Origin of the sequence: Cognatundibacterium griseum (assembly GCF_014284195.1) — a bacterium.
GTDB lineage: Bacteria > Pseudomonadota > Gammaproteobacteria > Burkholderiales > Burkholderiaceae_D > Undibacterium > Undibacterium griseum.
The window spans coordinates 392,318-405,103 of the sequence record NZ_JACOGC010000001.1 but is presented as its reverse complement, the minus strand read 5'-3'; the positions used below and the strand labels follow the sequence as shown (position 1 = coordinate 405,103).

At 57.3% G+C, this 12,786-nt stretch carries 10 protein-coding genes; 6 read left to right on the top strand and 4 right to left on the bottom strand.

Annotation, left to right across the window (positions count from 1 at the left end):
* The first annotated feature begins 43 nt into the window (after positions 1 to 43).
* Both H8K27_RS01700 and H8K27_RS01695 read left to right on the top strand, forming a co-directional pair.
* On the top strand, positions 44 to 952 hold the full coding sequence (locus H8K27_RS01700; RefSeq protein ID WP_186861507.1) for a LysR family transcriptional regulator: 909 nt from the start codon (positions 44 to 46) through the stop codon (positions 950 to 952).
* A gap of 225 nt (positions 953 to 1,177) precedes the next feature.
* On the top strand, positions 1,178 to 2,314 hold the full coding sequence (locus H8K27_RS01695; protein WP_186861506.1) for an alpha-hydroxy acid oxidase: 1,137 nt from the start codon (positions 1,178 to 1,180) through the stop codon (positions 2,312 to 2,314).
* A gap of 178 nt (positions 2,315 to 2,492) precedes the next feature.
* Here H8K27_RS01695 and H8K27_RS01690 read toward each other — a convergent pair whose 3' ends face one another.
* Complete coding sequence (locus H8K27_RS01690; protein WP_186861505.1) at positions 2,493 to 2,957, bottom strand: Hsp20 family protein; 465 nt, start codon at positions 2,955 to 2,957, stop codon at positions 2,493 to 2,495.
* 223 nt (positions 2,958 to 3,180) lie between these two features.
* Here H8K27_RS01690 and H8K27_RS01685 point away from each other — a divergent pair, with 223 nt between their 5' ends.
* From H8K27_RS01685 to H8K27_RS01670, 4 genes are all read left to right on the top strand, one after another.
* A complete protein-coding gene (locus H8K27_RS01685) occupies positions 3,181 to 3,732 on the top strand; it encodes a thymidine kinase (protein ID WP_186861504.1) in 552 nt (183 codons plus the stop codon).
* 486 nt (positions 3,733 to 4,218) lie between these two features.
* Positions 4,219 to 6,765, top strand: a complete 2,547-nt coding sequence (locus H8K27_RS01680; protein WP_230418814.1) for an alkaline phosphatase D family protein — start codon at positions 4,219 to 4,221, stop codon at positions 6,763 to 6,765.
* Positions 6,766 to 7,424: 659 nt separating this feature from the next.
* Complete coding sequence (locus tag H8K27_RS01675) at positions 7,425 to 8,678, top strand: nitronate monooxygenase (protein ID WP_186861502.1); 1,254 nt, start codon at positions 7,425 to 7,427, stop codon at positions 8,676 to 8,678.
* A gap of 16 nt (positions 8,679 to 8,694) precedes the next feature.
* Positions 8,695 to 8,838, top strand: coding sequence for a hypothetical protein (locus tag H8K27_RS01670; RefSeq protein WP_186861501.1), 144 nt, complete (start codon positions 8,695 to 8,697; stop codon positions 8,836 to 8,838).
* Here H8K27_RS01670 and H8K27_RS01665 read toward each other — a convergent pair.
* The 3 genes from H8K27_RS01665 to H8K27_RS01655 form a co-directional block, all read right to left on the bottom strand.
* Entirely contained in the window at positions 8,811 to 9,956 is a 1,146-nt protein-coding gene (locus H8K27_RS01665) for a ribosomal protein uL16 3-hydroxylase (RefSeq protein WP_186861500.1), read from the bottom strand. The two genes, H8K27_RS01670 and H8K27_RS01665, sit on opposite strands and share 28 nt — an antisense overlap.
* A gap of 164 nt (positions 9,957 to 10,120) precedes the next feature.
* Entirely contained in the window at positions 10,121 to 11,176 is a 1,056-nt protein-coding gene (locus H8K27_RS01660; protein ID WP_186861499.1) for a DUF2804 domain-containing protein, read from the bottom strand.
* 90 nt (positions 11,177 to 11,266) lie between these two features.
* Positions 11,267 to 12,547, bottom strand: a complete 1,281-nt coding sequence (locus tag H8K27_RS01655) for an alkaline phosphatase family protein (RefSeq protein WP_186861498.1) — start codon at positions 12,545 to 12,547, stop codon at positions 11,267 to 11,269.
* Positions 12,548 to 12,786 lie beyond the last annotated feature (239 nt).

Sequence of the window (12,786 nt, the reverse complement as noted above, 5' to 3'; positions counted from 1 at the left end):
TACTATATAAATACAAAAATACAGATCATTCATAAAATTAATAATGCGCGATATTCACCAGATCGACCTGAATCTGCTGGTCGTGTTTCAGCGGATTTATGAAGAACACCAGATTTCCGTCGTCGCACGGCAACTCGGCCTGTCGCAGCCTGCGGTGAGCAATGCGCTGTCGCGCCTGCGCCGCACGCTGGACGACGAATTGTTTGTGCGAACGGCGAGCGGCATGCAGCCGACGCCGCGGGCGCGCCAGCTGGCTGATCCGGTGAATCTGGCGTTACAACAAATCAGTCAGGCACTGAACAGCCAGGACGATTTCGACGCGGCGCAGAGCAAGCGTCAGTTCACGATTGCGATGACCGATGTCGGCGAGGTGTACTTCATGCCGGTGCTGACGGCGGAGCTGGGGTTGCAGGCTCCCGGTCTGCAGGTCAGTACCGTCCGCGCCAGCAGTGTGGACCTGAAAAGCGAGATGGAGTCTGGCCGGATTGATCTGGCGATCGGGGCTTTCGATGATTTATCGGACGCCTGGTATCAGCGCCGCCTGTTCCGCCAGCAATATGTCTGCATGATGCGCCGCGAACATCCGCTGGCAGCAGAGAAACTGGAGCCGCGGGAATTCCTGTCCGCCCGTCATCTGCTGGTGATGTCGCAGGAAGAGCCTTATCTGAAAATCAATCAGGCGCTGGCAAAGGCAGGAATCCATGGCAACGCGCATTTCCAGGTACCGCATTTTGTGGCGGTTCCCTACATTGTCAGCACCAGCGATCTGCTGGTCACCGTGCCGCAAAAACTGGCTGAACGCGCCGCCTCGCCGTTCGGCCTCTTGTTTCGCAAGCCGCCGCTGCGGCTGCCTTCGCTGCAAACGCATATTTTCTGGCATCGCCGTTATCATCAGGATGCGGGCAATCAATGGCTGCGCGAATTCATTTTCCGGCGGTTTTCAGAAACCTGACCCAGCCAGCTCACCCTGCCCACCTTACACCGTACGATCAGTGCGATACCCGGCCAGACCCCGCTGAAAACCCCTGACTGCCAGCGGCAAGTATTCAACAGCTGAAAATACTTCATTCAAGCACTGAAACGTTTTCCCCCATCGCCGCCGGGATATCCCCTACACTTCTGGCTGTTCATTGTCTACATTGTTTGTATTTACTGATTGCAGAAGCGGAGAACCAGCATGCCTGTCATTACCTGTGTCGAAGATTTACGTTTGATTGCGAAAAAGCGCGTTCCCAAGGCGTTTTACGACTACGCCGACAGCGGCTCTTATACCGAAAGCACGTATCGCGCAAACAGCGACGATCTGGCTGCGATCCGGCTGCGTCAGCGCGTGGCCATCAATGTCGACCAGCGCAATACCCGCACCACCATGGTCGGCCAGGATGTGACGATGCCTGTTGCGATCGCTCCCACGGGGCTGACCGGCATGCAATGGGCGAATGGCGAAATGCTGGGCGCAATTGCCGCCGAAAAATTCGGCATCCCGTTCACGCTCTCCACCATGAGCATCTGCTCCATCGAAGACGTTGCCAGTGTCACGACCAAGCCATTCTGGTTTCAGCTGTATGTGATGCGCGACCGCGGTTTTGTGAAAGAAATGATCCAGCGCGCCAAGGCCTGCAAATGCTCGGCTCTGGTGCTGACGCTGGACTTGCAGATTCTGGGACAGCGGCACAAGGATCTGAAAAACGGCATGTCCGTGCCGCCGAGGCTGACGCTCGCCAATATCATCGATCTGGCCACCAAGCCGGGCTGGGCGCTGCGCGCGCTGGGCGGCCGCAAGACTTTCGGCAATCTGGTCGGCCATGTCAAAGGCGGCGATGGCATCCTGACGCTGAGCCAGTGGACTGCCAGCCAGTTTGATCCGACCCTGAACTGGGATGATGTCGCATGGATTAAAAAAGAATGGGGCGGCAAGCTGATCCTGAAAGGGATTCTGGATGTCGAGGATGCGAAACTGGCAGTGGCTGCCGGTGCCGATGCCATCGTTGTCAGCAATCACGGCGGCCGCCAGCTGGACGGCGCCATGTCGTCGATTGAAGCCTTGCCGATGATCGTCGATGCAGTCGGTCATCAGACCGAAGTCTGGTTTGACGGCGGCATCCGCACCGGTCAGGATATTCTGAAAGCCACAGCGCTCGGCGCCAAAGGCAGCATGATTGGCCGCGCTTTCCTGTACGGCCTGGGTGCCATGGGAGAAAAAGGTGTGACCACGATGCTGGAAATTTTGCAGAAAGAACTCGATGTCAGCATGGCGCTGACCGGCACCAAAGATATCCGTGACGTCAATCTGAGCAATATCATCCGCAAGTAAAACGCATGACTGTAAATGCCGGACGATACTGCCCGGCGCTTCCAGCAAAAATGCCCGCTGTCATGCGGGCATTTTCACAGGTTTCGGCAGTTTGCCGCCTCAAGCTTGCAAACTGCCGCCCGGCCTGAAACTCAGTCTGAAGACAGGTCAACAGCAGCCAGCCTGTGCGGCAGCCCGGTTATGCTGCCTGTTGCTGCTCAGCCTGCTGCACCAGTTGCAGATTTTCGCCGTCAATCAGAATGCGGCGTGGTTTGTAGGCTTCAGGGATTTCGCGTACCAGCTCTATCGTCAGCAAGCCATTGCCGAGGCGCGCCGCCATGACCCGCACATGATCGGCGAGACGGAAGCGGTGTTCAAAATCGCGTGAGGCAATGCCACGGTGCAGGTAATTGCGCTGACCTTCTTCTTTCTGGCGGCGACCGGCGACCTTCAGCATGTCGCGTTCAGTTTCGATCTCCAGTTCACTGCGTTCAAAACCGGCGACGGCCATCGTGATCGCGTATTTGTCTTCTGCAATCAGTTCGATGTTGTAAGGCGGATAGCTCGGTGTGGCCTCGTTGCGCTGGGCATCGTCAAATAATTGCGCCAGACGGTCAAAGCCGATTGCGGAACGGTACAGGGGAGCAAAGTCAAAATTACGCATGGTGATATCCTTTTAAATAGAAGCGATATAAATGGTTTCCACAGACCTCCGTTGAGCATCTGTGGCTCAGAGATATGGCGTCTGTCAGCCATTTCAAGAGCAGGCATGGCGGATTTTTGCAGCGTGACCGCGGGCGCAACAATGATTACAATGTGCGTCCCCCGGATCACTTGAAATTCATACAGGCGCTCCCATCTGGGGCAATTCATTCTGAAAGAACACTGTGGCAAAGCTTTATTTCCGATACTCCGCGATGAATGCAGGCAAATCCACTGCCTTGCTGCAAGTCGCCCACAATTACGAAGAGCAGGGCCAGCAGGTCTGCGTGTACACCGCTGCCATCGATCACCGTTACGGCATCGGCAAAGTCACCTCGCGGCTCGGTCCGCAACGCGCAGCAGCGGTGTTTGATGCGGAGTTTGATTTTTTCCGGGATGCGCCGCAAGTGAATTGCGTGCTGGTCGATGAAGCGCAGTTTTTATCTCCGCAACAGGTCCGGCAACTGCACCGGCTGGCGCATGTGCGCGGTGTGCCGGTGATCTGTTACGGTCTGCGCAGTGATTTTCTCGGCGAGCCGTTTCAGGGTTCCACTTATCTGCTGGCACTGGCCGATACGATAGAAGAACTCAAAAATATCTGTACCTGCGGAAAAAAAGCCACGATGAATATCCGTGTTGATGCCAGCGGCAAGCGCATGAAAAGCGGCGCCCAGATCGATATCGGCGGCAACGAACGTTATCACCACGTCTGCGGCCGCTGTTTTTACGCCGACTGATGGCTGACTGATCTGTCCCGGCACGCTTCCAGCCAACCGCATCCATCCCCTCGCTCCGCCGATTGCTCCGTTGCCCGCTCTGCGCAGCGGGTGCAGACCGGTTTCAAAAAGGCAACAATCACGGAACCGGGCACGAATCCGGCCATGCCCGATCTTCCTTAAGCCTGCGCAGCCACGCGCCAGCGACCACCCTGACACGTTGTACTGGTCTTTATGACATGGTTTTCTGTTGGGCGAGAATTCAAAATCAAATCAAAAGCAAGCGCTTACATAGAGCAAAACCACTACCCGACTTGTCATCAGGATGAAACATCTGCCGACTAGGCTATGAAGTTTTAGCATATTGTTAGCATCTGGCGACTTAGCCAGATAACAATACCAGACAGACCTGCCCCACGGCTTTCCGGTCATCGGCTTCCTGCTTTGAGGAGCCGGGACAAAGACAGCGGCATGGCAGGAATTTGTCCTGACACCAAGGAGATCAAATTGGATAGAAGACAGTTTTTGAAATACAGCGGTTTTTTCTCGGTCAGCGTTGCCAGCGGCGGCCTGACTGCATGCGGCGGTGGCACAGCAGCCAGCCAGGCCAGCAGCGGTTCTGACCTGCCTGCAGCCAGTGGCGGCAGCTGGAAATTCCCGCAAAGCGTTGCCTCCGGCGATCCGCGTCCTGACAGCGCCGTGCTGTGGACGCGTGTGGTGCCATCCAGCGTGGATGTGGCCGCACCTGCGCCAAGTGGCAACGATGTCTCTATCCGTCTGATCGTCACCGCCGCCGATAACAGCGCCCTGCTCGGCAGCAATACCGCGCTGACCGGCAGCACCATTGTCGATACCCGCTTGTCCGTGCTTGCTGCTTACGACAATACGGTGCGCAATAAAGTCACCGGCCTGACGCCGGGCCAGACTTACTTCTACCAGTTCATCGCCGGCGACGTGCGTTCCAACGTCGGCCGTTTCAAGACTGCGCCAGCAGCGGGCAGCAATGTATCGCAGGTACAGTTTGCGTACATCACCTGCCAGGACTGGAGCGTGAACCACTGGGGCGCGTTCTCGAATATTGCGCAGAACGAAAATCTGGATTTCATCGTCCATCTGGGCGATTACATTTACGAAACCGTCGGTGCTTCTTTCCAGACGGCTCCCGTGGAAAGCAGCCATATCAGTTTGCAGCTGCCGGACGGTACCGTCATGAAGGATATCAACGGTAATCCGACCAAGGCCAAATACGCAACCACGCTGGCCGATTACCGCTATCTGTACAAAATGTACCGCAGCGACCCGCGCCAGCAGGCCGTGCATGAGCGCTTTGCCTATATCGCGATCTGGGATGATCATGAGTTTTCTGACGATGGCTGGCAGGATGCGATCACTTATGACAACAACAGCCTCGATGCGCAAGGTCAGAATATCCACCAGCCAACCCGCCGCCGTTCCGCGAATCAGGCATGGTTTGAATTCATGCCGGCTGATGTGAATTTCGATTCCACCAGCACCGGATTCCAGAATATCCAGATTTACCGCGACTTCCAGTTCGGCAACCTGATGCAGCTGATCATGACGGATGAGCGCCTGTACCGTTCCGACCATGTGGTGCCGGAGTCGATCTACAATCCGGCAACCGGCAAGCCGCTGAACAACAGCATCGGTTCACGCTACATCGTGCCGCAGAATGTGTACAACATGCTCGAAGCGCAGGAAATCACCACGGCCACCGCCATGACTTCCGATCCGCTGGCCTACAACACCATGCTGGGCCAAACCCAGCGCGACTGGTGGAAGGGCAAGATGCAGAATTCCTCCAATACCTGGAAGGTCTGGGGCAATGAAGTCTGCCTGATGCGCATGGGTCTGAACGGCACGGATGCGATTGCCACACTGATCGCGCTGAATGCCATCTCCACTGTCGCAGGCAGCATCACCACAGCACTGAGCAACCCGGCGCTGGGCGGTAATGTGCTGGTCGCCGCCGCACTGGTGGCTGCTGTCACTGCCGGCGCCAGCCAGGCTACTGCCGCCGGCGCAGGAGTGGCGATCGCCACTGCCGATGCGCAGGGCGGCAACACGCTGGCCGCTGCCGTCGCCGCCGGACTCAGCACCACGCAGGCAGGGATTGCGGTTGCTGCCTATAACGCCGCGAAATCGGCTGCCGCCGCCGGAACCGCCACCCAGGTTGGCGCTGCCGCGCAGGTGATTGCGTTTGGCTACATCAAACCGGATGTGCAGGCCAACAAGCAAAATTCCCAGTTCGTCATCGCTTCCGGGCAACAGGCTGCACTGTCCGCGTTTTTCACCAAATTCCTGCTGAACTGCGATCAGTGGGACGGCTATAACGCCGAACGCAAAAACCTGATGGCGCACCTGCTGAACAACAAGATTTCCAACGTCGTTGCCGTCACCGGCGATATCCACGGCTTCTTCGCCGGTACTGTCAACAGCGACTTCGATGCGGCTGGCGGCGGCACTCCGGCGATGGTCGATCTGGTGACAGCGGGGATCAGTTCGGATTCCTTCTTCAGCTACATGAAAGCCGGCGCAGGTTCGACCGGTCTGGCGACCATCGTGTCCTACCCGCTCAGCATTCCGGTACCGAATGTCGGCACCGTCAGCATCAACGTCAACCTGCTGGACTACACCATGGGCAAAGCAGCGCCGACCGTGGATGGTCTGCTGGAACAGATCCGCGTTCAGCTGACCGGCGCACTCGCTGCCCAGGGCGTGCCGGAAGGCGCGGTACTGAGCGGCACCGTGGCTGCGATCCTGGCGAGCCTGAAAACCAACAGCGCGTTCAACACCAACCTGCTGGGACTGGCGCAGCAGTTGTCGGCATTGAACAGCAACCCGTGGCTGGCGCATATCAATGCCGATGCCCAGGGTTACGCCGTGGCAACCGTCACACCGGGCAGCTTCGTGGTGCAGTTCAAGCAGGTCAATAAGCTGGTGAATACCGGCAGCATGACCGCGCCAGGCAATGTCGTGGCACGCGTGACGACAGCAACCGTCACCAGCGGCAAGGCAGCTGTCAGCATTAGCTGATTGCTTCGCTTCCGCCGGCGCAGCCAACCGCATCATCCACCAACCGGTGTGTGGTGCGGTTTTTTTATGACCAAAATCAGGGGAGTATGTAGAAAATATGTCCTGTCCTCCTGATAAACAAAGGGGGTTTAAATATACTCCAGGGAGTATGCTAAACAGCAAAATTACGCCCGGCAAGACTTGTGTTATGCCTGCTACGGCACCACCTGCAACAGGGAAAGCCTGCCAGAACAAGCGGCGCGGATAACAGGCCGGCCGACACAAGGCGGCGGCAGAGGCAGGAGCGACAAAATCCCCACAGGCCGGTTTGCGCGATATCAAGCTTCTCACAGAAAGAAAACCTGACCGGCAGCAGCAGTGGCAGCTGACGGAGCGACAGAGATGAACCTTATCACCGACAACGGAGTCTAACGACCATCATTATTCATGCTTCTTCGCCCAGTTTTCAGCAACATCATCCAAATTCAGATTCCCCGCATTTTTTTGCCCGGAAAATCCGGTTTTTGGATGCAGCAATACCCGTTTTACAGCGATTAAATTTATTTACAGCATAAACCGAGGCTGGCTTACAATCTGGGGCGCCATCCATTCGAGTGGTGGCTTCACTCCAATTTTCAGCGGCATGCGGGTGTGACCTTATCAATGTGTCAAGGATAGCAATGAAACGAGTAGATGATTTCCGCCTGAAGTTAGGCAAAGATGAACTGGTTCCTATCATGATTGGTGGGATGGGTGTCGATATCTCCACTGCCGAGCTGGCACTGGAAGCAGCACGTCTGGGTGGCATCGGCCATATTTCCGATGCGATGGTGCACGATGTTTCCGACCGCCGTTTCGATACCAGCTTCGTCAAGGAAAAAACCAGATTCTACAAGTACAACATCAACAATTCCGACAAGACCGATATCAAATTCAACCTTGAACATCTGGCCGAAGCCACCCGTATGCACGTCGGCAAGACCATGGAAGCCAAACAGGGCAAGGGCATGATCTTCGTGAACTGCATGGAAAAGCTGACCATGAACGCGCCGAAGGAAACCCTGAAAGTGCGTCTCGAGGCAGCGCTCGACGCCGGCATTGATGGCATCACCCTGAGCGCCGGCCTGCATCTCGGCTCATTCGGACTGATGGCCGGGCATCCGCGCTTCCGCGAAGCCAAGCTGGGCATCATTGTCTCGTCCTTGCGCGCGCTGCAGCTGTTCCTGCGCAAAAATGCGAAACTCGACCGGCTGCCCGATTATGTCGTGGTGGAAGGCCCGCTGGCTGGCGGTCACCTCGGCTTCGGCGACGACTGGGCGGAATACGATCTGCAGACCATCATCACAGAAATCCATCAATGGCTGCAGGCAGAAAATCTGGACATCCCGCTCATTGCAGCGGGCGGCATTTTCACCGGCAGCGATGCCGTTTCCTTCCTGGAACACGGCGCATCCGGCGTGCAGGTTGCGACCCGTTTTACAGTGACCAAAGAATGCGGCCTGCCCGACGATGTCAAACAGGAATATTTCAAAGCCAGCGAAGACGATATCGAAGTCAATCATATTTCCCCGACCGGCTATCCGATGCGCATGCTGAAAAACACGCCGGCGATCGGCGACGGCATCCGTCCGGGTTGCGAATCCTATGGCTATCTGCTGGATGGCAACGGCAACTGCGCCTACATCACCTCGTATAACCGCGAAGTGGCGCTGCATCCGGATGCCAAGAAAATCTCGGTCATGGACAAAACCTGTCTCTGCACCCACATGCGTAACTTCAACTGCTGGACCTGCGGTCAGACCACTTATCGTCTGAAAGACACGACCCGCAAGCTGGCCGACGGCAGCTACCAGATTCTGACCGCCGAACACGTGTTCCATGATTACCAGTTCAGCACGGACAACCAGATCGCCCTGCCAGAGCAGGCAAGCTGACCCGGCAGAAATGACCATGTCGATCAACAAAAACGCTGCCCTGCCCGGCAGCGTTTTTTACGTCTGTTCCCGCTTTATTGACTGGCTGGCCACCGGTCAGCGCATTAATGGGCGCATCACCTTGCTATCGATCTACTCATCAAAATACCAATACCCCTGATTCACCCAGCCCAGCAGCGCTTCCACAAAGTCCATGTCCTGTAACGCCTCACCCAGCAGGACAGCGTCAATCCGGTTCTGGTCGCACAGATTCATCAGTGCAGGAACACATCCGGCTGAGAAAACGTATTTTTCACCGTCGATATAACAGATGCCCTGCGCAATATTTTCCTGCAGGTACAGGCAACGCAGGCCGCCGGTGCGCACCAGCGCCGCCTGCTGCAGGCGGGACAACAATTCCGCGCTGTTTAAGGGCCATTCCAGCGCCTGCAGATCCAGTTCGCATTTAGTGACCGACAGCATGGTGCCGGTAAAGTCCGCCATCAGCGCAGCATCACTCAGAACTGCCTGCATCTGCTGCCGGATCAGTCCAAAATCGCTGGCATTGATCTGTCCCGGATGCGGCTGACGCGGGCGCCCCGGATCGTGGATCAGCCCGGTACCCAGTTCATGATCAATCAGGTAATCCGCCAGTCCGCTGACCATATCGCGGGCGGACTTACTGCGAAAGCCGACCGAAAAGCTCATGGAATGCTCCAGCGTCACACCATCATGCGGAAAACCGGGCGGGATATACAAAATATCGCCCGCTGTCAGTTCGGCATCGATCACCGGCTCAAACGGATCGGTATGCAGCAGACAGGCATGCGCGACAAACTGCCGGTGCGGACCGCGTTCACCGACCCGCCAGCGCCGCCTGCCCGAACCCTGGCAGATAAACACATCGTACAGATCAATGTGCGGACCGACGCCGCCGCCGGGAACGGCATAACTGATCATCACATCGTCAAAACGCCATTGCGGAATAAACGCAAACGCCTGCACCAGCGCCGCCACTTCCGGCGACCAGTGGTCGACCGCCTGCACCACCAGCGTCCAGTCACGTTCGCCCAGATGAGCGTATTGCTCAAACGGTCCGTTCTGCGCCTGCCATTGCCCGGCTCTCTGGCAGATCAGACGCGACTCAATCTGGGGTTCACACGCCAGTCCGGCCAGCTCATCCGGACTGATCAGATCCTGCCAGCCGGGAAAACCCTGCCGGATCAGCACCGGCTTTTGCTGCCAGTAATTTGCCAGAAAGTCTTCAAGGGAAAATTCATTCAGTTGCAATGTCAGCATGATGATGCACCGGACAGAGAAAAAACTGTCTTGTAGCATGACGCGCAAAGCGCCGACACCGACCAGATCAAACCTGCTGCAGATTGGCTGCCTGTGCGATATTTTTCCTGATCTGGATCAGGTCTGCATCACCGTAATTGCGAACGGCGGATACCGATGACCACTTACCAGCGCGAAAAATGGTCTTCCGTGACACCGGCCAGTTGGCTGATGCGGCGCGGTGCCGCTTCCGGACTGGCGCGGACCCAGCCCTCAAAGGTGCCGATCGGCTGCACATAGCGGCTGGCGGCAATCAGGAGATTTTTATTTTCGGCGCGCATGCCTTCCGGATGAAAATGTAAATCCAGCAAGCCGTCGGCGGTGGTGATATGCCAGGGACGCATTGGCTGACCGGCATCGTAATCAAAATCAGCCCGCGCCAGCGGAATCAGCTGCCCATCCAGCCACAGCGCATTTTCCTGATCGCCAAAATAGCCTGACTGCAGATTAAAACCGATTGCTGCATCATGCGCAGAAGCCCAACGCCAGGAAGTTTCACGCTCCAGAAAACCATTACTGTAATCGTAGCTGCCGCAGCCCTGATCCAGACTAAAACTGTGCTGGCCAACGCGGACTTCACCGCGCAGCGGCATTCCGGCAGATTTGCAGGTGGCGTGCACGCTGTCTGCCACGGTACCGATCGCCAGCAGACTGGGTGCAGCCGTGGCAGGCAGCAGCTGCGCCTGAATCTGGCAGCCGCCGGCATCCACAATCAGCTGATAACACTGTTGCTGCGCGTCATGCCAGAAGCGGATGCTGTTTCCTAACAACCGGAAACGACTGGCCGCACCGTCAGCCGGGCAATGATTCAGGTGCGCCGTCAGCCCCGGCAGTCCATCCTGTGAAAAACTGCCCAGCAGCCGCCGCTGCTGACGGTCAAACACATAGGCAAAAGCGGTATTGGTCCAGCCGACATCCACGATCGCGACGCCGCAGAATATCTGCTCTGTGGCCAGCGCCACATATTGCCAGCGTTTGTGATGCAGGCGCTGCCACCAGGCGGAGCGGCGATATGGCTGCGCCAGACCGGACCAGTCAAGACTGGCAATGCTGCCGGCAAACTGTCCGAAATGCGGCAGTCCGGCCTCATCCAGCAAAGTGGCGGGGGCCGGCGGCAATGGTGCGTTGACCGGCGTACCGGCAGACAGATGAGCAGGTGAATTCTGGAAGGCAGCACGCATCGGAGGATCGCTTCAGATCAGTGGGGCAACCATTGTGCCGCAAAGGACTAGAAAGCGGCATCCAAAATCTGCCTGCTGTTTCTGTCACCGTCAGTGCTGCGGCAATGGTCGCAGCGCCGCCGCAGTCGCCCTGATATCGCCATCCGATGGCAGTGCGGGTATCCCTGTCAGCCGCATCAGCAAAGGATATACATCGACATTGTCGATGGCTGGCAGTACGACACCGGCCTGAAATGCCGGTCCATTGGCAATGAACAGCGCCGCCATCTCCGGCGTGTCAGGATCATAGCCATGTGTACCGCCATTTCTGGAAAATTTCATCTTGTCATCCGCCAGGATCAGCCAGCCGCTTTCCGCCAGACAGATTATCGCCGGTACCCGGGCATTGCTGCCATAGGCATAGCGCGCCGGAATATGCTGCTTCTCCCAGCATGTCATGTGCGGATGCGGTTGCAGCAAACTGTTTTGAACGATGGCCTGCTGTCCGGCCGCAGGTTCCAGACCGGCATAGGCACCGACAGTAAGCACTTGGATACTGTCGGGCGGCAGGATTTTATCCAGGTAAATCACGCGCTGTTCGCTGGTGGCGGCCATGCCATGATCAGACACGATGACCAGATTGGCGGCAATACGGCGCGCCTGCAGACCGCTGACCAGGCGACCGACCGCCTGATCGACGGCAGCCACGGCCTCGGTGGTCTGCGCCGCATCCGGGCCAAATTCGTGACCGGCATGGTCCACATCGTCAAAATACAGGGTCAGAAAATCCGGCCGCTTTCCGGCAGGCCGGTCCAGCCATTGCAATACCGTATCGACCCGCGCTGCAGGCGGCACTTTGCCGTCAAATACCCGCCACTCCGACGGGCGGACACCGTGGATGTCCGCCTCCGATCCCGGCCAGAACATGGTTGCCGTCCGCACGCCCTGCTTCTCAGCAGTCACCCAGACCGGCTCAGCCTGATCCCACCAGCGGCGGTCAGTCACCGCATCACGGTTACCAAGAGTAAAGCGCACACCGGGAATGGCGGAGTCGGCCATGGTGTTGCCGACCAGCCCGTGATGATCGGGACGCAGCCCGGTAACCAGTGTGTAATGGTTAGGAAAAGTGATCGACGGAAAAGAAGGACGCATGAAAGCAGCCCGAGCACCCTGCGCTGCAAGCGCATTGAGCTGCGGCGTGACATGACGTTGCAGATAATCCGGCCTGAAACCGTCAATGGAAATCAGAATCACCGGCGGCCGGTGTTCCGCCAACATTGGCTGCGACGCCGGCGAACCCGGCTGCCCCGCGGAAGACAGCGGCTGCTGAACGCACGCGGCATTCAGCAGTAACAACAACACCGGCAACAACCGGCGAATCACCCAAAACATAAAAATTTCCTGATCTGAAGAAATGACAATAGAAAACCGCAGCATGCTCCGGTACAGGGTATCGGGCAAATGCTGATCGGCCGACTGAACTCATGGAGCTGACCGGCATCTTCGCCGCATGACATGACCAGCAGATGACATCTTCGTTCCCCTGAAGACAAGTACCGCCTGTCCGCACAGCCGGTTGCCTCCCCGGCACGCGTTGCGCGTCAATCGCAGGGTCATGTTAAAAAATCAGC